The sequence below is a fragment of the Saccharopolyspora mangrovi genome (assembly GCF_035320975.1).
Lineage (GTDB): Bacteria > Actinomycetota > Actinomycetes > Mycobacteriales > Pseudonocardiaceae > Saccharopolyspora > Saccharopolyspora mangrovi.
Window position 1 is genome coordinate 296,987 of sequence record NZ_JAWLNX010000001.1, and the last position, 20,691, is coordinate 317,677.

Annotated in this window: 21 protein-coding genes; 12 read left to right on the top strand and 9 right to left on the bottom strand. The window is 70.8% G+C overall.

The features are described from left to right. Positions 1 to 56 precede the first annotated feature (56 nt). Positions 57 to 803 (top strand): S1 family peptidase, encoded by a 747-nt coding sequence (locus R4I43_RS01500; protein ID WP_324263642.1) that lies wholly within the window; start codon positions 57 to 59, stop codon positions 801 to 803. 76 nt (positions 804 to 879) lie between these two features. Here R4I43_RS01500 and R4I43_RS01505 read toward each other — a convergent pair whose 3' ends face one another. Further along, the gene (locus R4I43_RS01505; RefSeq protein WP_324263643.1) at positions 880 to 1,860 is read right to left on the bottom strand and encodes an NAD(P)/FAD-dependent oxidoreductase; all 981 of its coding nucleotides are present in this window, start codon (positions 1,858 to 1,860) and stop codon (positions 880 to 882) included. Between the two features lie 175 nt (positions 1,861 to 2,035). Here R4I43_RS01505 and R4I43_RS01510 point away from each other — a divergent pair, with 175 nt between their 5' ends. The 5 genes from R4I43_RS01510 to R4I43_RS01530 all read left to right on the top strand — a co-directional run bounded on the left by R4I43_RS01510 (position 2,036) and on the right by R4I43_RS01530 (position 7,806). Continuing rightward, positions 2,036 to 2,809 (top strand): S1 family peptidase, encoded by a 774-nt coding sequence (locus tag R4I43_RS01510; RefSeq protein ID WP_324263644.1) that lies wholly within the window; start codon positions 2,036 to 2,038, stop codon positions 2,807 to 2,809. Between the two features lie 151 nt (positions 2,810 to 2,960). After that, the gene (locus tag R4I43_RS01515) at positions 2,961 to 4,355 is read left to right on the top strand and encodes a class II fumarate hydratase (protein ID WP_324263645.1); all 1,395 of its coding nucleotides are present in this window, start codon (positions 2,961 to 2,963) and stop codon (positions 4,353 to 4,355) included. A 41-nt stretch (positions 4,356 to 4,396) separates the two neighbouring features. After that, positions 4,397 to 5,911: an ATP-dependent DNA ligase gene (locus R4I43_RS01520; RefSeq protein ID WP_324263857.1), complete on the top strand. Its 1,515-nt coding sequence runs from the start codon at positions 4,397 to 4,399 to the stop codon at positions 5,909 to 5,911. A gap of 12 nt (positions 5,912 to 5,923) precedes the next feature. Continuing rightward, positions 5,924 to 6,337 (top strand): DUF4288 domain-containing protein, encoded by a 414-nt coding sequence (locus tag R4I43_RS01525; RefSeq protein WP_324263646.1) that lies wholly within the window; start codon positions 5,924 to 5,926, stop codon positions 6,335 to 6,337. Between the two features lie 29 nt (positions 6,338 to 6,366). Beyond that, positions 6,367 to 7,806: a GuaB1 family IMP dehydrogenase-related protein gene (locus tag R4I43_RS01530; protein WP_324263647.1), complete on the top strand. Its 1,440-nt coding sequence runs from the start codon at positions 6,367 to 6,369 to the stop codon at positions 7,804 to 7,806. A gap of 56 nt (positions 7,807 to 7,862) precedes the next feature. Here R4I43_RS01530 and R4I43_RS01535 read toward each other — a convergent pair whose 3' ends face one another. Further along, entirely contained in the window at positions 7,863 to 9,242 is a 1,380-nt protein-coding gene (locus R4I43_RS01535) for a PhoH family protein (RefSeq protein ID WP_407691176.1), read from the bottom strand. 835 nt (positions 9,243 to 10,077) lie between these two features. Here R4I43_RS01535 and R4I43_RS01540 point away from each other — a divergent pair. Both R4I43_RS01540 and R4I43_RS01545 read left to right on the top strand, forming a co-directional pair. Next, positions 10,078 to 10,323, top strand: a complete 246-nt coding sequence (locus tag R4I43_RS01540) for a hypothetical protein (RefSeq protein WP_324263648.1) — start codon at positions 10,078 to 10,080, stop codon at positions 10,321 to 10,323. 252 nt (positions 10,324 to 10,575) lie between these two features. Then, the gene (locus tag R4I43_RS01545) at positions 10,576 to 10,821 is read left to right on the top strand and encodes a hypothetical protein (RefSeq protein ID WP_324263649.1); all 246 of its coding nucleotides are present in this window, start codon (positions 10,576 to 10,578) and stop codon (positions 10,819 to 10,821) included. Positions 10,822 to 10,884: 63 nt separating this feature from the next. On the opposite strand, the gene R4I43_RS01550 is transcribed toward R4I43_RS01545, so the two are convergent. After that, positions 10,885 to 11,661, bottom strand: coding sequence for an isoprenyl transferase (locus tag R4I43_RS01550; protein WP_324263650.1), 777 nt, complete (start codon positions 11,659 to 11,661; stop codon positions 10,885 to 10,887). 127 nt (positions 11,662 to 11,788) lie between these two features. Here R4I43_RS01550 and trhA point away from each other — a divergent pair, with 127 nt between their 5' ends. Beyond that, on the top strand, positions 11,789 to 12,469 hold the full coding sequence (gene trhA, locus R4I43_RS01555) for a PAQR family membrane homeostasis protein TrhA (RefSeq protein ID WP_324263651.1): 681 nt from the start codon (positions 11,789 to 11,791) through the stop codon (positions 12,467 to 12,469). Here trhA and R4I43_RS01560 read toward each other — a convergent pair. The 3 genes from R4I43_RS01560 to mca form a co-directional block, all read right to left on the bottom strand. Then, entirely contained in the window at positions 12,460 to 14,472 is a 2,013-nt protein-coding gene (locus tag R4I43_RS01560; RefSeq protein ID WP_324263652.1) for a thioredoxin domain-containing protein, read from the bottom strand. The genes trhA and R4I43_RS01560 overlap by 10 nt on opposite strands. Before the next feature lie 160 nt (positions 14,473 to 14,632). Next, entirely contained in the window at positions 14,633 to 14,953 is a 321-nt protein-coding gene (locus tag R4I43_RS01565) for a hypothetical protein (protein WP_324263653.1), read from the bottom strand. Then, the gene (gene mca, locus R4I43_RS01570) at positions 14,950 to 15,834 is read right to left on the bottom strand and encodes a mycothiol conjugate amidase Mca (RefSeq protein ID WP_324263654.1); all 885 of its coding nucleotides are present in this window, start codon (positions 15,832 to 15,834) and stop codon (positions 14,950 to 14,952) included. Before mca ends, R4I43_RS01565 begins: the two co-directional genes overlap by 4 nt. Before the next feature lie 203 nt (positions 15,835 to 16,037). On the opposite strand from mca, the gene R4I43_RS01575 reads away from it, so the two are divergent. Further along, a complete protein-coding gene (locus tag R4I43_RS01575) occupies positions 16,038 to 16,478 on the top strand; it encodes a DUF4307 domain-containing protein (RefSeq protein ID WP_324263655.1) in 441 nt (146 codons plus the stop codon). 190 nt (positions 16,479 to 16,668) lie between these two features. Then, positions 16,669 to 17,157, top strand: a complete 489-nt coding sequence (gene greA / locus R4I43_RS01580; protein ID WP_324263656.1) for a transcription elongation factor GreA — start codon at positions 16,669 to 16,671, stop codon at positions 17,155 to 17,157. A 111-nt stretch (positions 17,158 to 17,268) separates the two neighbouring features. On the opposite strand, the gene R4I43_RS01585 is transcribed toward greA, so the two are convergent. After that, positions 17,269 to 17,814, bottom strand: a complete 546-nt coding sequence (locus R4I43_RS01585) for an Lrp/AsnC family transcriptional regulator (RefSeq protein ID WP_324263657.1) — start codon at positions 17,812 to 17,814, stop codon at positions 17,269 to 17,271. A 14-nt stretch (positions 17,815 to 17,828) separates the two neighbouring features. Next, positions 17,829 to 19,040: a threonine ammonia-lyase gene (gene ilvA, locus R4I43_RS01590; protein ID WP_324263658.1), complete on the bottom strand. Its 1,212-nt coding sequence runs from the start codon at positions 19,038 to 19,040 to the stop codon at positions 17,829 to 17,831. A 58-nt stretch (positions 19,041 to 19,098) separates the two neighbouring features. On the opposite strand from ilvA, the gene R4I43_RS01595 reads away from it, so the two are divergent. Next, on the top strand, positions 19,099 to 19,404 hold the full coding sequence (locus tag R4I43_RS01595; protein ID WP_324263659.1) for a hypothetical protein: 306 nt from the start codon (positions 19,099 to 19,101) through the stop codon (positions 19,402 to 19,404). Between the two features lie 81 nt (positions 19,405 to 19,485). Here the strand turns inward: R4I43_RS01595 and R4I43_RS01600 are convergent, their stop codons facing one another. Next, the gene (locus R4I43_RS01600) at positions 19,486 to 20,625 is read right to left on the bottom strand and encodes a cystathionine gamma-synthase (RefSeq protein WP_324263660.1); all 1,140 of its coding nucleotides are present in this window, start codon (positions 20,623 to 20,625) and stop codon (positions 19,486 to 19,488) included. Positions 20,626 to 20,691 lie beyond the last annotated feature (66 nt).

Below are 20,691 nucleotides of genomic sequence, written 5' to 3' on the forward strand. Positions count from 1 at the left end.
AGCGTCAGCGGCCAGCCGGCCTTCGGAGCCGGGGAACCCCGGAGGATTCGACACCCATGCGCATTCGTTCGGTTCTCATCTCCGCGGTCGCCGCGGTCAGCGCCGTGGGCGCGCTGAGCATGCCCGCCGTCGCGGCCGGTGACGACGTCGACCCGATGATCATCGGTGGTCACGACGCGACCGAGACCTACTCGTTCATGGTTTCGCTGCAGCAGCAGGGCAGCCACCTCTGCGGCGGCGCGCTGATCAAGCCGGACTGGGTGGTGACGGCCGCGCACTGCGTTCAGGGCGGCGGTGACTTCACGGTCCGCGTCGGCAGCAACGACAACACCACCGGCGGCGAGGAAGCCGCCGTGACCAAGACCCAGGTGCACGACACCGCCGACCTCGCGGTGCTGCAGCTGGACAAGCCGCTGTCCGCGGCGCCGGTCAAGATCGCCGCCGAGTCGGGCGCCACCGGCACCCCGACCCGGATCATCGGCTGGGGCCAGACCTGCCCGGAGAGCGGCTGCGGCGAGGCGCCGACGAACCTGCAGGAGCTCGACACCAGCATCGTCGACGACGCCGGCTGCACCGGCATCGACGGCGCGGGCGAGATCTGCACCGACAACCCGGGCGGCAACGCCGGCGCCTGCTACGGCGACTCGGGCGGCCCGCAGATCAAAGGCACCCAGGGCAACTGGGAGCTGATCGGCGCGACCAGCCGCTCCGGCAACGGTGACTCCACCTGCGCCACCGGCCCGTCGATCTACACCGACGTGACCGCGTTCGCCGACTGGATCAGCACCAACACCGGCAGCTGATCCCGTCCCCCGGCACGGCACCCGGCGACCCCCACGTCCCGGGTGCCGTTTCACGTCCGGGGGCGGTCCCGCCCGCTCAGCTGAGGTTCGAGGAGTGCCCCGGGAAGAGGTGGGCGTCGGGGTTGAGCTCGACGGCGATGTTGTTCACCGCCGTGGCCGCCTCGCCGAACCCGGTGGCGATCAGCTTCACCTTGCCGGGATAGGCGGCGACGTCGCCGGCCGCGTAGACCCGCTCCCGGCTGGTCCGCATCGTCGTGTCGACCAGGATGGACCGCTTCTCCAGCTCCAGGCCCCAGCCCTCGATGGGTCCGAGGTCGGCGGTGAAACCCAGTGCCGCGACCACGGTTTGGGCGGGCAGCACGCGCCGCCGGCCCTCGACGTCGATCTCGACCTCGGTGAGCCCGTCCGCCCCGCCCCGGATCTCGGCCACCTCGGCGGGGACGATCAGCGGCACGCCCAGCTCCTCGACCTTCGAGACGAGCCCGGCGTGCGCCCGGAACCTGCTCCGCCGGTGCACCAGCGTCACGCTGCGGGCCACCGGGTGCAGCGCCAGGGCCCAGTCGAACGCCGAGTCCCCGCCGCCGACGACCACCACGTCGCGCCCGGCGTGCGCGGCCAGCTCCGGAATGAAGTGCACGACGCCGCGCCCGGTCCACTCCTCACCTGCGGGCAGCGGCCGGGGGCTGAACTCGCCGATCCCGGCCGTGACCAGCACCGCCCCGGCCCGGACCTGCTCGCCCGCACCGACGTCGACCAGCAGTCCGCCGTCCACATCGGACAGGGTCACGGCGTGGCGGTCCAGCAGGTAGTGCGGGTCGTACTGGTCGGCCTGCTTGACCAGCGAATCGATCAGGTCGCGGCCGCGGACCTCGGGGAACCCCGCCACGTCGAAGATCATCTTCTCCGGGTACATCGCGGTCACCTGGCCACCGGGTTCGGGCAGCGCGTCCACCAGCGCCACCGACATCCCGCGAAACCCGGCGTAGTAGGCGGCGAACAGGCCCGTCGGACCGGCCCCCACCACCAGCAGATCGACCTCGTGCGCCATCTCGACCATCCCGTCGCCGGCTCTGTGATGCGGACCTCAGGCTAGTCGGCTGCGGCGCATGTGTCCGCTGTTCACCACCACTGCGCCGATCAGCCCATCGCGCTGCAGCGCGCGGCGGTACCTGGCGCTGCACCCCACCCCTAACTTCCCGGGAAAGGGGATCACGTCGGGGAGGGGAAACTCTGTGAAGAAGACGTCCGCAGTGCTCAGCGGCATCGCCGCACTCGCGCTCAGCGCCGGTTTCGCGCCGGCCGCGCAGGCCATCGACAACCCGGGCGCGCTGATCGTCGGCGGTCACGACGCCACCGAGTCCTACGAGTGGATGGCGTCGTTGCAGCGAGCCGGCTCGCACAGCTGCGGGGCCTCGCTGATCGACGAGCAGTGGGTGCTCACGGCCGCGCACTGCGTGGCCGACGCGAAACCGGCCGACCTCGGGTTGCGCATTGGCAGCCCGACCTGGACCAGCGGCGGCACCGAGGCCGGTGTTTCCGAGATCGTGGTGCACCCGGACTACGAGACCAACAACCCCAACGGCGACATCGCGCTGCTCAAGCTGGACCAGGCGGTGTCGGAGACGCCGATCGAGCTCGCCGACGCCTCCGGTGAGGCGGGCACCCCGTCTCGGATCATCGGCTGGGGCATGACCTGCCCGGTGCGCGGTTGCGGCGAACCGCCGGAGCAGCTGCAGGAGCTGGAGACCAACGTCGCGCCGGACGCGAACTGCACGCTGAGCTCCATCGACGGGCCCACCGAGATCTGCACCGCCAGCCAGGAACCGCTGGCCAACGCCTGCTTCGGCGACTCGGGCGGCCCGCAGCTGGAGGGCACCCCCGGCGACTGGAAGCTCACCGGCGTGACCAGCCGCCTCGGCAGCCCGGTCCCGGTGTGCGGCACGGCGCCCTCGGTCTACACCGACGCCACCGCCTACGCGGACTGGATCGCCTCCACCACCGCCTGATCACCGACGAGGCCCGCTTCCGAGCACTGGGAGCGGGCCTTGTCAGATCAGCCACCTAGATCGTTCCAGAACGGCCATTTCCCGGGGTGATGCCTGGTCAGTGGGGCGTGCCACGCTGACCCGAGCCGTTGATCGGCGGGACACTTCGAACATGGCTGAAACCCAATACCGGATCGAACACGACACGATGGGCGAGGTTCGGGTGCCCGCCGACGCCCTCTACCGGGCGCAGACCCAGCGGGCCGTGGAGAACTTCCCGATCTCCGGCCGCGGCCTGGAGCGCGCGCAGATCCGCGCGCTCGGCCTGCTCAAGGCCGCCACCGCCCGGGTCAACGGGCGGCTGGGCGTGCTCGACGCCGACGTCGCCGAGGCCATCGCCCGCGCCGCGGACGAGGTCGCCGAGGGCGCGCACGACGACCACTTCCCGATCGACGTCTTCCAGACCGGCTCGGGCACCTCGTCGAACATGAACGCCAACGAGGTCATCGCGACCCTGGCCTCCCGCGCGCTCGGCCGCGACGTGCACCCGAACGACCACGTCAACGCCTCGCAGTCGTCCAACGACACGTTCCCGACGACGATTCACGTGGCTGCCACCGAGGCCGTGCTGGCCGACGTGATCCCGGCGCTGGAGCACCTCGCGACCACCATCGAGGACCGGGCGAAGGACTGGACCGAGGTCGTCAAGTCCGGCCGCACGCACCTGATGGACGCCGTGCCGATCACCCTCGCCCAGGAAGCGGGCGCGTGGGCCTCGCAGGTCCGCTACGGGGTCGAGCGGCTGCGCACCGGTCTGCCTCGGCTGGGCGAGCTGCCCATCGGCGGCACCGCCGTGGGCTCGGGCCTCAACGCGCCGGAGGGCTTCGGCCAGGCCGTCGCCGAAGAGCTGGCTCGGGTGACCGGGCTGCCGCTGACCGAGGCCCGCGACCACTTCGAGGCCCAGGCCGCGCAGGACTCCGTCGTGGAGACCTCCGGCCACCTGCGCACCGTGGCGGTCAGCCTCACCAAGATCGCCAACGACCTGCGCTGGCTGGGCTCCGGCCCGCGCACCGGCCTGGCCGAGCTGGCGCTGCCGGACCTGCAGCCGGGCTCGTCGATCATGCCCGGCAAGGTCAACCCGGTGATCCCGGAGGCGACGCTGCAGGTCGTCGCCCAGGTCATCGGCAACGACGCGGCCGTGGCCTTCGCCGGTTCGCAGGGCAACTTCCAGCTCAACGTGATGCTGCCGGTCATCGCCCGCAACGTGCTGGAATCGGCGCGGCTGCTCTCGGCGGTGTCGCGGCTGCTGGCCGACAAGGTCTTCGCCGACGTGCAGGTCAACACCGAGCAGGCCCGCGCCTACGCGGAGGGCTCGCCGTCGATCGTCACGCCGCTCAACCGCCACATCGGCTACGAGGAGGCCGCAGCGGTCGCCAAGCAGGCCCTCAAGGAGCGCAAGACGATCCGCGAGGTCGTCCTGGAACGGGGCCACGTCGACGACGGCAAGCTGACGATCGAGCAGCTCGACGAGGCCCTCGACGTCCTCCGCATGGCCAACGGCGGCTGAAACGTCGCCGGAGTGTCAGGGGTGGGCGCAGCATGGGGTTCATGGTGCTGCTCTCGGACGTCGTCGCGGTCTCCGCGGAGGTCGCGGCGACGTCGTCCCGCAAGGCGAAGACAACCGCCCTCGCAGGCCTGCTCCGGCGGCTGGAACCGCAGGAGGTCGCGACCGCGACCGCCCTGCTGGCCGGGGAGCTCCCCGGCGGGCGCGCCGGAGTCGGCTGGTCCACGCTGGCATCGCTGCAGGTCGCACCGGCGTCCGAACCGACGCTGGGTATCGGTGACGTGGACGCGGCGATCGGCGAGTTGCGCGCGATCAGCGGTTCCGGGTCCGGTCAGCGCAGGACTGCAGCGCTCACCGCGCTGCTGGGCCGGGCCACCGAGGGCGAGCAGTGGTTCCTCGTGCGCCTCTTCGGCGGCGAGCTCCGGCAGGGCGCGCTGGAAGGCGTGATGGTCGAGGCCATCGCCTCCGCCGCGGAGGTGCGAACGGAGTCGGTGCGCCGCGCGTTCATGCTCTCCGGGAGGCTCCCGGCGACCGCCGGGGCGGCGCTGAGCGGCGGCGAGCCCGCGCTCGCCGAGTTCCACCTGGAACTCGGCCGCCCGATCCGCCCGATGCTGGCCTCACCAGCCGAAACGCTCGACGCCGCGCTGTCCGAGTCCGACGGGTGCAGCGTCGAGTACAAGCTCGACGGCGCCCGCATCCAGGTGCACCGCGACGGCGACGAGGTGCACGTCTACACCCGCACGCTGCGCGAGATCACCCGCAACGTCGGCGAGCTCGTGGAGCTGGTGCGCGGCCTGGACTGCCGCTCGGTGGTGCTCGACGGCGAGACCCTGGCGCTCGACGACGCCGGACGTCCCCGCCCGTTCCAGGAGACGATGGCCCGCTTCGGCGCCCAGGAGCAGCGCGCCGAACTGCTGCACCCGTACTTCTTCGACTGCCTGCACCTGGACGGCACCGACCTGCTCGACCTGCCGCTGCGCGACCGGCTGAAGGCGCTGGAGCAGGTCGCGGGCGAGCACCGGATCCCCGGCGTGCTCCGACCCACCCCGGACAACGCGGCCGCGCTGTTCGACGAGGCGCTGGCCCACGGCCACGAGGGCGTGGTCGTCAAGGACCTCACCTCGCCGTACGCGGCGGGCCGGCGCGGCAAGGCGTGGCGCAAGGTCAAGCCCGAGCACACCCTCGACCTGGTGGTGCTGGCCGCGGAGTGGGGGCACGGCCGCCGCAGCGGCTACCTCTCCAACCTGCACCTCGGCGCCCGCGACCCGGACGGCGGACCGCCGATCATGGTCGGCAAGACCTTCAAGGGCCTCACCGACGAGCTGCTGGCCTGGCAGACCACCGAGTTCCAGCAGCGCGCCACCGGCGGGGACAGCTGGACCGTGCACGTCGTGCCGGAACTGGTGGTGGAGATCGAGCTCGATGGGGTGCAGACGAGCAGCCGCTACCCCGGCGGTGTCGCGCTGCGGTTCGCACGGGTGCTGCGCTACCGGCCGGACAAGGAGGCAGCCGAGGCCGACACCATCGAGGCGGTTCGCGGCATGCTCCGCGGCGGGTGAGATCCTGTGCGCATGAGCAGCGAGGACCTCGAACCCGTCGGTTCGATCGACATCGGCCCGGGCACCATCGACCCGCGCGAATTCCAGCAGCGCGCCGCCTCCGTGGAACTCGACCACTACGTCGCGGTGCTCCTGCTGGAAGCCGAGTCGGAGGGGCAGCCGCCGCTCTACGAGGAGTCGTTCGTCCTGCTCACGGCCGAGTCCCAGGAGGAGGCGGCCGAGAAGGCGCGGGAGTGCGGCAAGCAGCAGGAGACCAGCTACGAGGACGAGAACCACCGGCCGGTCACCTGGAAGCTCAAGCAGATCGTCGAGGTCAAGCCCCTCGAAGACGCCACCTTCGACGACGGCTCTGAGCTCTACAGCCGCTTCTTCCGCAACTACGAGGCGTACGAATCGCTCAAACCACTCGACGAGGATGACGTCTGAGCGCCACCCGGCACGTATCGTGGTGAGACGTGCAGTTCTTGAACGGGCAGCAGCCCTCTACCGACCTGACCTACGACGACGTCTTCCTGGCGCCCCGGCGCTCCGGAGTCGAGTCGCGATTCGACGTCGACCTGGCGACCAGTGACGGGACCGGCGCGACGCTGCCGATCGTGGTCGCGAACATGACCGCGGTGGCCGGCCGGCGGATGGCCGAAACGGTCGCGCGGCGCGGTGGCCTGGTGGTCCTGCCGCAGGACGTCGACCCGGCCGCCGTGTCCGAGATCGTGTCCTGGGTGAAGACCCGGCACCCGCTGTGGGACACGCCGCTGGCCTTGCACGCCGACGACGCCGTCGCCGACGCCCTCAACCTGCTGCCCAAGCGAGCGCACGGCGCGCTCGTGGTGGTCGACGACGAGGACAAGCCGCTCGGCGTCGTCGACGAGGCCGCTTGCACCGGGGTGGACCGGTTCGCGCGGGTCGGCGAGGTCGCCGACGCCCACCCGGTCGTGCTGCCGCTGGAGACCGACTCGCGCGAGGTCTTCGAGCAGCTGCACAAGCAGGGCCGCAGCGTGGCGATCGCGGTCGACGCCGAAGGCCTGCTCGCCGGGATCATGACCAAGAAGGGCGCCCTCCGCGCCGCCATCTACACCCCGGCCCTCGACGACGCGGGGCGCCTGCGCGTGGCCGCCGCGATCGGCGTGAACGGCGACGTCGCCGCCAAGGCCTCCGCGCTGCTCGCGGCCGGGGTGGACACGCTGGTCGTGGACACCGCGCACGGCCACCAGGAGAAGATGGTCGCCGCGCTCAAGGCCATCCGCTCCGCGAGCCCGACCGTTCCGGTCGTCGCCGGCAACGTGGTGACCGCCGAAGGCGTGCGCGACCTGGTCGACGCCGGTGCCGACGTGGTCAAGGTCGGTGTCGGGCCGGGCGCGATGTGCACGACGCGGATGATGACCGGCGTCGGCCGCCCGCAGTTCTCCGCCGTCGCCGAGTGCGCGGCCGAGGCCCGCAGGCTCGGCAAGCACGTGTGGGCCGACGGCGGCGTCCGCCACCCGCGCGACGTGGCGCTGGCGCTGGCCGCCGGCGCCTCGTCGGTGATGGTCGGATCGTGGTTCGCCGGCACCTACGAGTCCCCCGGCGACCTGCAGCGCGACGAGCACGGCCGCGCCTACAAGGAGTCCTTCGGCATGGCCTCCAAGCGCGCCGTCTCGGCCCGGACCCGCACCGACAGCGCCTACGACCAGGCGCGCAAGGGCCTGTTCGAGGAGGGCATCTCCAGCTCCCGGATGCGGATCGACCCGCAGAACCCGGGCGTGGAGGACCTCCTGGACCAGATCACCTCGGGCGTGCGCTCCTCCTGCACCTACGCGGGCGCGCACACCCTCGAGGAGTTCCACGAGCGCGCCCTGGTCGGCATCCAGTCGGCCGCGGGCTTCGCCGAGGGCCGCCCGCTGCCGTCCGGCTGGTGACGTTCGGGTGAGACGGGGAGGGCGCCTCGGGCGGAGGCGCCCTCCCCGCGCCCACGTCAGGGGGTGTGCTCGCCCTCCAGGAGCTCGGTGACCAGGGCCGCGATCGGGCTGCGCTCCGATCGGGTCAGGGTCACGTGGGCGAACAGCGGGTGGCCCTTGAGCTTCTCGATGACCGCCGCGATGCCGTCGTGGCGCCCCACCCTCAGGTTGTCCCGCTGCGCGACGTCGTGGGTGAGCACCACCCGCGAGTTCGCGCCGAGCCGCGAGAGCACCGTCAGCAGCACGTTGCGCTCCAGCGACTGGGCCTCGTCGACGATGACGAAGGCGTCGTGCAGCGAACGGCCGCGGATGTGGGTCAGCGGCAGCACCTCGAGCATGCCGCGATCCATGATCTCCTCGAGCACGTTCTCGCTGGCGTGCGCGCCGAGCGTGTCGAACACGGCCTGCGCCCAGGGCGCCATCTTCTCGCCCTCGGTGCCCGGCAGGTAGCCGAGTTCCTGCCCGCCGACCGCGTAGACCGGCCGGAACACCACGACCTTGCGGTGCTGCTGGCGTTCCAGCACCGATTCCAGGCCCGCGCACAGCGCCAGCGCCGACTTGCCGGTACCGGCCCGGCCGCCGAGCGAGATGATCCCGACCTCGGGATCCATCAGCAGCTCCAGCGCGATCCGCTGCTCCGCGGAACGCCCGTGCAGCCCGAAGACCTCGCGATCGCCGCGGACCAGCTTGACCTGCTTGTCGGCGGTGACCCGGCCGAGCGCGCTCTGCTGCCCGGCCAGCATCCGCACGCCGGTGTTCGGCGGCAGGTCGATGGCCTCCTCCAGGTCGGCGATGCCGTCCTTGAACAGCGAGTCCACCGACTCCGAACCGACGTCGATGTCCGCCATGCCGCTCCAGCCCGACGAGACCACGTCCTGAGCGCGGTACTCCTCGGCGGCCAGGTTCACCGACGCCGCCTTGACCCGCAGAGGCATGTCCTTGGTGACCAGCACGACCTCACGGCCTTCGGCGGAGAGGTTCAGCGAGCAGGCCAGGATGCGGGAATCGTTGGAGTCCGTGCGGAAGCCCGGCGGGAGCACCGACGGGTCGGAGTGGTTCAGCTCCACGTGGACGTTGCCGCCCTCGGAGTTGACCAGCACCGGGTGGTCCAGTCTGCCGTGCTTGATCCGGAGATCGTCGAGCACGCGCAGGGCCTCGCGGGCGAACCAGCCGAGTTCGGGGTGGTGGCGCTTCCCCTCCAACTCGGAGATGACCACCACCGGGAGCACCACGTCGTGCTCGGCGAAACGGGCCATCGCCCACGGGTCGGACAGCAGGACCGAAGTGTCCAGGACGTAGGTGCGGACCTCGTAGTCACCGCCAGGTGCGGCGGTGTGCGCGGGCTCGTCGCTGCGGACGGCGGTGTGCGCCTGAGGCTGGGAACGTCGTGCGGTCACGGCTACTCCCTCGCGGACGTGCCGAACACGCCCGCTCGTCGGTGGGCCGGGCCTGCCCCGTCGAGCTCCGGCTGGACCGTCCGGTCCACCGACACCGCGCGAAGGCCGGGCACCGACCCCCTCCGCGACCAAGGTGGACGTGTGAACGTCCCTCCAGCCAACAGCCACGATCAGGGCCTCCCGGACGGGCCGCGTTCGGACGTGCAGGAGAACGGCCCGTCACCGCGAACGCTACCTGCGTGATCGCATTTCGGCAGACAGCCACTTAGGTGATTCGAACCATTCCCGCGCTCACCGCGCGCGACTACCCGTTTTCGCAGGTCAGATGGTTAATAGAAGGTTTCCAGACGATTCGTCAGCAGGTCAGGAGACGTCCGGGGACTCCGACCGGATCGAACGGAATTCAACACTCCCGGTTATCGTTGCTGCTCTTTCCGGGTGAATTTCGATCGTGAGCACGTGCCGCGATCTCCGCGCGGACGACCTCTGGTAGGGGAACTTCGTCAAGCCTTCGGCGGTAACGATCAGCGCTCGATGTGCCGCCCGGGCTGATCGCCGGCGGCCGACCCGGAAGCCGGCACCGGCGGCTGTGGCGCCACCCCGGAGGCTGACCGATTCTCACGAATTCCGTCGCACCGAAAAGTGCTGGGCCTTTTCGGCGGTTACTCGCGAGAACATGAGGGTTTCCGATCAAGATACACACAATGGTGGTATTCGAGTGTCGCGTTCCGCAGCCCCTGGATACGTTTCGAACCAGGTGCTTCACTCGCTTCGGAAATCACTCGTCCGGGCAGAAGCACGCACTTGCTCAACTCATCTGACAAGGAGCAACGCTGTGCTGAAGAAAGCAGTGATTGTCGCCGGTGCTGCCGCCGGCCTGCTGGCCCTGGCACCCTTGGCCAACGCCGACAGCTCGGACAACGACGGCATCAACGTCCTCAACGACAACAACGTCAGCGCCGTCCCGATCCAGCTGTGCGGCAACAACGTCGCGGCCCTGGGCGCCACGGTTCCGATCGCCTCGCCCAACTCCAGCCAGTGCGTGAACGCCCCGATCGTCGATCACCCGCTCGGCCGCTGAGGTCCGCACCGCACGAGGAGGAGCGCCGGGGAGGAACCCGGCGCTCCTTTTCGTGCGCCCGCAAATTCCGGCCCCTACCAGTGATTAGTGGATTCGCCTTCACACAATGGTGTTACGGAATTTTGGTCAACCGCGCGTTCGCTGTAGTTTGCGTCCGGAACACACCACACTCGGTCTCCCATCCGGGCTTTGTACAGAGTCCGTTGGTGTGAACTCCGAATCCCGCGGAATTCCAAAAGGAGAGTGACCCAAGTGCTGAAGAAGGCAGTGATTGTCGCCGGTGCCGCCGCCGGTCTGCTGGCCCTGGCGCCCGTCGCCAACGCCGACAGCTCGGACAACGACGGCGTGAACCTGCTCAACGACAACAACCTCAGCGTCCTGCCGGTGCAGGCCTGCGGCAACAACGTCGCCGTGCTGGGCGCGGTCGTGCCGCTGCTGTCCCCGCAGGCCAGCGAGTGCGTCAACGCCCCGATCGTGGACCACCCGTCCGCCGGCTGAGCGAGCTGATCGCATCCGAAGAGGCCAGGTCGGCAACGACCTGGCCTCTTCGCGCGTTCGGGGTCAGCGGCCCATGCGGCGGTGCCGGACCGCGTAGTCGCGCAGCGCGCGCAGGAAGTCGACCCGGCGGAACTCCGGCCAGTAGGCCTCGGTGAACCAGAACTCCGAGTGCGCCGACTGCCAGAGCATGAACCCGGACAACCGCTGCTCGCCCGAGGTGCGGATGAGCAGGTCCGGGTCCGGCTGGCCGGAGGTGTAGAGGTGCTCGGCGATGTGGTCGACCGTGAGCACCTCGGCGAGCTCCTCGATCGTGGTACCGGCCTCGGCGTGCTGCTGGAGCAGCTTGCGGACGGCGTCGGCGATCTCGCGCCGGCCGCCGTAGCCGACCGCGACGTTGACCTGCATCCCGGTCCGGCCCTTGGTCCGCAGCGCACCGGCCGTCAGCCGGGCGGCGGTCTCGGTGGGCAGCACGTCCAGCGCGCCCACGATCCGCACCCGCCACGACTTGCCGGGGCTGGTGAGCTCGTCGACGACCCCGGCGATGATCTCCATCAGGGCGTTGAGCTCTTCGTCGCTGCGGTTGAGGTTGTCGGTGGACAGCAGCCACAGGGTGGCCACCTCGACCTGAGCTTCCTCGCACCAGCTGAGCATCTCCGCGATCTTGCGCGCGCCCGCCCGGTGCCCGTGCGCCGCGTCCAGACCGGCTTCTTTGGCCCATCTGCGATTGCCGTCCAGGATGACGCCGACGTGCCGGGGATGCTGCAGCCCATCGAGCTTCCGGCTGAGCCGTCGCTCGTAGACCGAGTACATGAGTTCTTTCAACCGAACCTTGAGCGCCACGCCAGATGAGAGTACGCGGACTCGGATGAGCATCAGCGCCGAGCCCACGCGGCGGAACCCGCGGCGGCATCCCGTCTGCAACACACATCACAGCGCGCGAAACCTACGGTCCCGTAACCTTTGTGGCGTGACCAACGCGCTCTCTTCCCGAGTTCCGAACGCGATCGTCAAGCCGCGGATGCGCGGCTGGATCCACTTCTGGTCGCTGCTGGCGTTCGTCGCCGCCGGCACGACGCTCATCTCGCTGGCCGCATCGACGGTGTCGGCCGAGGCAGCGCTGGGCACCTCGATCTACTCGGTGACCGTGCTCGGCCTGTTCGGGGTGAGCGCCCTCTACCACCGCAAGACCTGGAAGTCGGTCGGCGCGCGCACCTGGATGCGGCGGCTCGACCACTCGATGATCTTCCTGTTCATCGCGGGCACCTACACGCCGCTGGCGATGATCGCGATGCAGCCGACGACCGGTGCGGTGGTGCTCGCCGTGGTGTGGGCGGGTGCGCTCGGTGGCGTGGTCCTGAAGCTGGCCTGGCCGAATGCACCGCGCTGGGTCGGCGTCCCCGTCTACATCGCGCTGGGCTGGGTGGCCGTGTTCGTGCTGCCGGACCTGCTGCACAACGCTGGTGTGGCGGTGCTGGTGCTGCTGATCGTCGGCGGTGCGCTGTACACGGCGGGCGCGATCTTCTACGCCACCCGCTGGCCGGACCCGTGGCCGAAGACCTTCGGCTACCACGAGTTCTTCCACTCGACGGTGACCGCGGCCGCCATCTGCCACCACGTGGCGATCTGGCTCGCGCTCTACTACGCCTGAGCGAGGTTCTCGACCAGGTCGTGAGCGCTGGTGACCGGGCGGTCGCAGACGTAGCCGTGGCAGACGTAGGCGGCCGCCGCGCCGTTGACCAGGGGGCGGTCGGCCAGGAGGGGGACGCCGGCCGCTTCCGGCGCCGACCCGACCACGACCGTCCCGCCCGGGGCCCGGTGGTGGGCCACCGCGAGGAGCTCGGCGCGTGAGGCCTCGTCCGGGCCCACGACGGCGATCTGCAGCGGTCCCTGCGCGCGGGCCTCGGCCACGGTCAGCCAGTGGCCGGCGAAGCGCGGAGCGCGCTGGGCCAGCAGGCCCGCGCGGGACAGCGCCTGCTCGGCGGCCGCCCGGTAGCGGCTCGTGGCCTCCGGCCCGACCAGCGCCGACGCGGTGAGCAGCGCGGAGGTCAGGGCGGCGGCACCGGACGGGCTGGCGTTGTCGGTGGGGTCCGAGGGCCTGCGCACCAGCGCCTCGGCGTCGGCGGCGGTGTCGTGGAACATGCCCGGGTGCTCGGTGTCGGCGAACTGCTCCAGCGCGACGTCGAGGAGTTGGCAGGCGGCGGTCAGCCAGCGCGGATCGGCGGTGGCCTGGTGCAGCGACAGCAGCCCGTCGGCGAAGCAGGCGTAGTCCTCCAGCACGCCGGCGGCGGTGCCCGCGATGCCGTTCCGGGAGGTCCGCAGCAACCTGCCGTCGACCAGGTGCTTGGCCAGCAGCAGCTCGGCGGCACCGGCGGCGGCCTCGATCCAGGACGGCTCCTCCAGGGCGGTCGCGGCCTCCACCAGCGCGGTGATGGCCAAGCCGTTCCACGCCGTGACGACCTTGTCGTCCTCGCCCGGCTGCGGACGCTGCTCCCGCGCCGCCAGCAGGCTCTCCCGCACCCGCGCCCACCGGGCCGGATCGTTGGGGTCGCGCGGCAGCTGGAGCGTCGAGGCGCCGTCCTCGAAGGTCCCGTCCGGGGTCACGACCAGCAGCGACGCCGCCCAGTCGCCGTCGGATTCCCCCAGCACCTCGCGCAGCTGGTCGGGCGTCCACACGTAGGTCAGGCCCTCGACGCCCTCGGTGTCGGCGTCGAGCGAGGCGGCGAAACCGCCCTCGGGGGTGCGCAGGTCGCGCAGCAGGAACCCGGCGGTCTCGCGGGCGACCCGCGCGCCCAGGTCGTCGCCGAGCCGGCCCAGGTGCGCGTAGGCGCGCAGCAGCAGGGCGTTGTCGTAGAGCATCTTCTCGAAGTGCGGCACCACCCAGGCGGCGTCGACGCTGTAGCGCGCGAACCCGCCGGCCAGCTGGTCGTAGATGCCGCCGCGCGCCATCGCCGCGCAGCAGCCGGTGGCCAGGTCCAGCGCCTGCGCGGAGCCGGTGCGCTCGTGGTGGCGCAGCAGGAACTCCAACACCATCGACGGCGGGAACTTCGGCGCGTCGCCGAAGCCGCCGTTCTGGGCGTCGGATTCGGTGCGCAGGCGACCGACGGCGCCGGTCAGCACCTCGTCGTCGAGGATCGACTCGGGCAGCGGCGAGCGCTGCTCGTTGAGCTGCTCGACGATGCGGCTCGCGGCCTTGCGCACCTCGTCACCGCGGCCTTCCCACGCCTGCGCGACCGCCGCGAGCAGCTGCTGGAACGACGGCATGCCGGGCATCGGCGCGGACGGGTAGTAGGTGCCGCAGTGGAACGGCTCACCCGCCGGGGTGAGGAAGCAGGTCATGGGCCAGCCGCCCTGGCCGGTCATGGCCTGGGTGGCCTCCATGTAGACGGCGTCGATGTCCGGGCGTTCCTCGCGGTCCACCTTGATGTTGACGAAGTGCTCGTTCATCAGCCGCGCGGTGTCGTCGTCCTCGAAGGACTCGTGCGCCATCACGTGGCACCAGTGGCACGCGGCGTAGCCGATCGACAGCAGCACCGGGACGTCGCGGCGGCGCGCCTCGGCGAACGCCTCCGGACACCACGGCCACCATTCGACCGGGTTGTCGGCGTGCTGCAGGAGGTAGGGACTCGTCGCGTCCGCAAGCCGGTTCGCCATGCCCCCAGCCTCCCATTTGGATCTTCACCACGCACCGGTGAGGCCAGGCCAGACCCGGATTACTCCGGTAATCAGGTACCTGATTACCGGAGTAATCCGGGTCTGGGGGAAGCAGAACGGGGCCACCTGGAAGACCAGGTGGCCCCGTTCGGTGCGGGTTCTACTCGGCTTTGGCGTCTGAGTCGGTCTTGGGCGCCTCGCCGGGTTCCTCGGACTCCTCCGCGCGCTTCGCGGCTTCGGCTTCAGCCCGCTTGACGTGGGCCGGGGCCGCGGCGTTGGCCTTGTCCTCGTCGAAGACCACCGGCAGCTTCTTCAGGTGCTTGGTCATCGAGCGGATCAGGAACACCACGGCGATGGCGAACACGATCAGCAGCACCAGGCCGAGCGGTGAGGACTTGCCGAAGTCCTCGCCCTGCCCGCCCGGGTCCTGCGGCGGCGGCGCCTGGGCCAGCACCAGCGCGACGGTCTCCTGGGCACTCATGCGCACACCTTCTCCTGGACGCCGTCGAACAGGTCGTCCTCCGGCAACGTGGTGTCGACCAGGGAGCGCACCAGCTCGTAGTCCTCGGTCGGCCACAGCTCGCGCTGGACGTCGCAGGAGACCGCGAACCAGCGGCTCGTCGGGTCGATCTGGGTCGCGTGGGCGCGCAACGCGTCGTCCCGCTTCTCGAAGTATTCACCGCACGGCACGCGCGTGGTGACCCGGTCGTCCGGGTCGGGGCGGTTCTGCTCGTCCCAGCGCTTGAGCCAGTCGGTCCAGGGCGATTCCTTGCCCTCGGCCAGCAGCGACTCGTGGAACAGCTGCATGCGCTTGCGGGAGAAGCCGTGCGAGTAGTACAGCTTCAGCGGCTGCCACGGCTCGCCGGTGCCCTGGTAGAGGTCCGGGTCGCCTGCGGCGTCGAAGGCCGCGACGGAGATCTCGTGGCACCGGATGTGGTCCGGGTGCGGGTAGCCGCCGTTCTCGTCGTAGGTGATCACCACGTGCGGGCGGAACTCCCGCACGACCTTGACCAGCTCGCGGGTGGACTCCTCGACCGGCACCGTGGCGAACACGCCGTCCGGCAGCGGCGGCAGCGGGTCGCCCTCCGGCAGGCCGGAGTCGACGAAGCCGAGCCACCGGTGCTGCACGCCGAGGATCTCGGCCGCCTTGGCCATCTCCTCGCGGCGCACCTCCGACAGGTTCGCCACGACCTCCGGCCGGTCCATCGCCGGGTTGAGGATGCTGCCCGCTTCACCTCCCGTGCACGTGACGACCATCACCTCGTGGCCCTCGGCCGCGTAACGCGCGGTGGTCGCGGCCCCCTTGCTGGACTCGTCGTCCGGGTGCGCGTGCACCGTCATCAGTCGCAGCTTGTCCGCCATCGCCCGCTTGTTCCTCCCGCTAGTAGCAGCATCCGCCCTGTGCACGGCTCCTCCGCGCCGACGGCCCCGCCGTCGGTCCGCTGAACGCCCCAGGGATACTCAACGTGGATGTCGTGCTCCATTGTTCCCGGTGGCGCCGACATTCCGGCCGTGACCCCTTGTGGTCCCGGCCGCAGTTCCACCGCCCGCGTCGAAAGGCCGCCGTGACGCAGCAGCAGGTCCCACCGGACCGGTACGGCTCGCGCGCTCGCAACGCGCGCACCCGTCCTGCGCTGCGCTGGGCGCTGCTCGCGGCCGTGCTGGTGGCCCTCGTGGGCGTCGCGATCGTCGGCTACCGCAACCTCGGCTCCGCTCCGATCGAAGGCAAGCAGGTGGCCTTCGAGGTGATCGACGACCACTCCGTGCGGATCACCCTCGAGGTCCAGCGGGACGAACCGCAGCGACCCGCCGATTGCGTGGTCCGCGGCCGCGCCGTGTCCGGCGAGGAGGTCGGCAGGCGCGAGGTCCTGATCCACCCGGCGGACGGCGTGAGCCGGCAGGACACTGTGCTTCGCACATCCACCCGAGCGACCATCGGGGAGGTGTACGGCTGCACTTACAACGTTCCTGAATATTTGTCCAATCACACGCGGCCAACCGGGTGAAGCCCTCCGCCGCACGTCGGGCGCGAGGAAAATCCGGCCCCTTCGGGTGCTGATTCGTGCTATCGTCGAGCGCAGCACGGCCCCCGCTGAGGGCCGTGTTTTTCCGTTACTTGGCATTGGCTGAGAAAAGGACGGAATTGCAATTTGGCTCGCGTCGAGAGCGGGCCGCAGTCGACGAGGAGTGGTGACCGTGAGCGAGACCCAGGTGACCTGGCTGACCCAGGATGCTTACGACCGGCTCAAGGGTGAGCTGGACGAGCTCGTGGCCAACCGCCCGGTGATCGCCGCGAAGATCAACGAAGCCCGCGAGGAGGGCGACCTGCGGGAGAACGGCGGGTACCACGCCGCCCGCGAGGAGCAGGGTCAGATCGAGTCTCGCATCCGCCAGCTGCAGGAGCTGCTGCGCACCGCCAAGGTCGGCGACGTGCCCACGGAGTCCGGTGTCGCCAAGCCCGGCTCGGTGCTGACCGTCCGCTACGACGGCGAGGACGAGACCGAGCAGTTCCTGCTCGCCAACCGGGAAGAGGGCGCGCACGGCGACCTCGAGGTGTACTCCCCCAGTTCCCCGCTGGGCAAGGCTCTGCTGGACGCCAAGGAGGGCGAGAGCCGGGAGTACGAGCTGCCCAACGGCGGCAACATGAAGGTCACGCTCGTCAAGGCCGAGCCCTTCAACGGCTGATCTTCCATTCCGGACTTCTTTCACGTGCAGCCGCTGGAGTTGCTGCGCGTCTTTGTTGATCTGGCTTCACCTGGCATATGCGGGTGAAACCGCCGAACGGTTTCACCGCAATTAAGAATCGATTCCGGGCTTATGCGCTCGGTCGGCGGGCGTTCCGGTTTCCGGGGCGCCCGCTCGCTTTTCCCCGGAAAGTCGGCGCAGCAGCGGGCGCACTCTCGGCGGGACCGGTGTGGACAACGCGATCGACGTCGAAGTGCGCCGAACGCCGGGGACTCCGACCACCTCGTCGATGACGCGCTGCAGGTCGTCGTTGGACCGGGCGACCATGCGCACGAACAGGTCGCCCTGACCGGTGGTGGCGTGCACCTCGCAGACCTCGTCGATGGCGGCCAGCTGGTCGGACACGGCCGTGCGATGCCCCTGGGCGATCTCCAGCACGGCGAAGGCGGTCAGCCCGTAGCCCATCGCCGCCAGGTCCAGCTCCGGCGGGAAACCCTGCAGCACACCCCGCTGGACCAGCCGATCCAGCCGCGCCTGCACGGTGCCCCGGGCGACGCCGAGCCGCCGGGAGCACTCCAGCACGCCCAGCCGCGGCTCGTCGGAGAGCAACAGAAGCAGCCGGGCGTCCAGCTCGTCGGGACCGTTGTTGGCAGCCACGCGGTGCTCCTTGCTCAGCGGCGGGCGAGGATCGTGTACCCGGCGGCTTCGAGCTGGGTGACGACGTACTCGCGGTGTTCCAGACCTCGGGTTTCCAGCGAGACCTCGACGTCGACCTCGCCGAGGGCGAGGGCGCCGGAGATCCGGGAGTGCTCGATGTCGATGACGTTGGCGTTGATCTCCCCGAGCTTGCCGAGCAGCGCCGCCAGCGAGCCGGGCCGGTCGGGCAGCCGCACGCGCAGCGACAGGTAGCGGCCGGCCGAGGTCATGCCGTGCTGGATGAGCTGGAGCAGCAGCAGCGGGTCGATGTTGCCGCCGGAGAGCACCGCAGCGGTCGGCGAGACGACCTGCTCGGGGTGTTCCAGCAGGGCCGCGACGGCGGCGACCCCGGCCGGCTCGACGACGAGCTTCGCCCGCTCCAGGCACAGCAGCAGCGCGCGGGACAACGACTCCTCGCTGACCGTGAGGACCCCATCGGCCAGCTCCGCGACGTGCGCGAACGGAACCGCGCCCGGCTCGCCCACCGCGATGCCGTCGGCCATCGTCTGCGTGTCGGTGACCGGCACGGGCTTGCCGGCGGCCAGCGACCCGGGCCAGGCGGCGGCCTGCTCTGCCTGCACCGCCAGCACCCGCACCTCGGGGCGCACGGCCTTGACCGCGGCGGCCACGCCCGCGACCAGCCCTCCTCCGCCGGTGGGCACCAGGATGGTGCGCACCTCGGGCAGCTGCTCCAGGATCTCCAGGCCGACTGTGCCCTGACCTGCGACGATGTCGGGGTGGTCGAAGGGGTGGATGAACTCGGCCCCGGTCCGCTCGGCGTGCTCCCGGGCCGCCGCGAGGGTTTCGGCGAGCACCGCGCCGCGCAGCTTGACCTCGGCGCCGTAGGCCTTGGTCGCGGCCAGCTTCGGGAGCGGCACGCGCTCCGGCATGAAGACGGTGGCCGGGATGCCCAGCAGCTGCGCCGCCAGCGCGACGCCCTGGGCGTGGTTGCCCGCGCTGGCCGCCACCACACCGGCCGCGCGCCGCTCCGCGTCGAGCCCGATCAGCCGCACGTAGGCGCCCCTGAGCTTGAACGAGCCGGTGCGCTGGAGGTTCTCGCACTTGAGGTGCACCTCGCCGCCGGTTTGCTCGCCGAGCACCCGGGAGTGCTCCATCGGGGTCCGCCGGGCCACCTCAGCGAGCAGGGCGTCCGCTTCGCGGATTCGTTCCAGGTCGACGAGCTGCATGCGGCAATCGTGCCACCGATGATCTACCGGTACTAGCGGGCAACGTTCGGTACGCTCGGTGGGCGCGACGGTCACCGAGCGCGAGACGATCGCCGACAGCACTTGCCGGGAGGGATTCATGGCGCAGCCGAGCACCGGCGTGGTGCCCCTGCTCACCGGCATGATCACGGCGGCTGCGCTGTCCGGTGCGGCTGTTCTGGCGGTGCTCAGCTCCGGGTGCGACGACCCGGGCACCTACTTCGAGCACGACGGGGTCGTGGAGCTCATCGGCGGCTGCCTGCAGCCCAGCGACCTGCCGGTCTCCCCGCGCGACCCCGCCGCCACGCCCGCCCCGGGCAGCACGGACCCGTCCCTGGCCAGGTGAGGCCCCAGCACGGGGCGAATACCGCAGTCGGGGCGAGTACCGCAGTTCTCGCCCCGACGATGGCTGCGCGGTGCGGCCGGGTCAGCCGAGGGCGGCCAGCAGGTCTTCGACCAGGTCTTCGGCCTCTTCGATGCCGACCGAGAGCCGGACCAGGTCGGCCGGGACCTGCAGCATCGAGCCCGCCGTGCTGGCGTGCGTCATCTTGCCCGGGTGCTCGATCAGCGACTCGACGCCGCCGAGGGATTCGGCGAGGGTGAACAGCCGCGTGCGGGCGCAGACGTCCAGGGCGGCCTGCTCGCCGTCGGCGTGGATGAACGAGACCATGCCGCCGAAGTGCTTCATCTGCTTGGCCGCGACCTCGTGCCCCGGGTGGTCCGGCAGGCCCGGGTAGAGGACCTTGGCGACCTTCGGGTGGCCGTTGAGCGCTGCGACGATCCGCTCGGCGTTCGCGCTGTGCCGCTCCATCCGCACCGCGAGCGTCTTGAGGCCGCGCATGGTCAGGAACGCGTCGAACGGACCGGGCACCGCGCCCGCGCCGTTCTGCAGGAACGCCAGCTGCTCGGCCAGCTCGTCGTCGGAGGTGACCACCGCGCCGCCGACGACGTCGGAGTGCCCGCCGAGGTACTTGGTCGTCGAGTGGACCACCGCGGTCGCGCCCAGTTCCAGCGGCTGCTGCAGGAACGGCGAGGCGAAGGTGTTGTCCACGACCAGCTTCACGCCCGCGTCGGCCGAAACCTGCGCCAGCGCGGCGATGTCGCCGATGTTGAGCAGCGGGTTGGTGGGCGTCTCCAGCCACACCAGCTTGGTGTTGTCCTGGATCGCCGCGCGCACCGCGTCCACGTCGGACACCGGGGCGGGCGTGTAGGAGATGCCCCAGCCGGTGAGCACCTTGTCGATCAGCCGGAACGTGCCGCCGTAGGCGTCGTCCGGGATCACCAGGTGGTCACCCGGGCGCAGCACCGACCGCAGCACGGCGTCGGTGGCCGCCATCCCGGAGGCGTAGGCGCGCGCGTGCCTGCCGTTCTCCAGCTCGGCCAGGCAGCGCTCCAGCGCGGTCCGGGTCGGGTTGCCGGTGCGGGAGTACTCGTAGCCCGAGCGCATCTCCCCGACGCCGTCCTGCGCGTAGGTCGAGGTCGCGTGGATGGGCACGATCACCGAACCGGTCGTCGGGTCTGCCTCCTGGCCCGCGTGAATCGCGCGGGTGGCGAAGCCGTCACTCATGTGGAGCAGCGTATTACTCCGGCCCCGATCCGCCGATTCGGGCTCGCGAAGCGAAGTGCCCCCGGC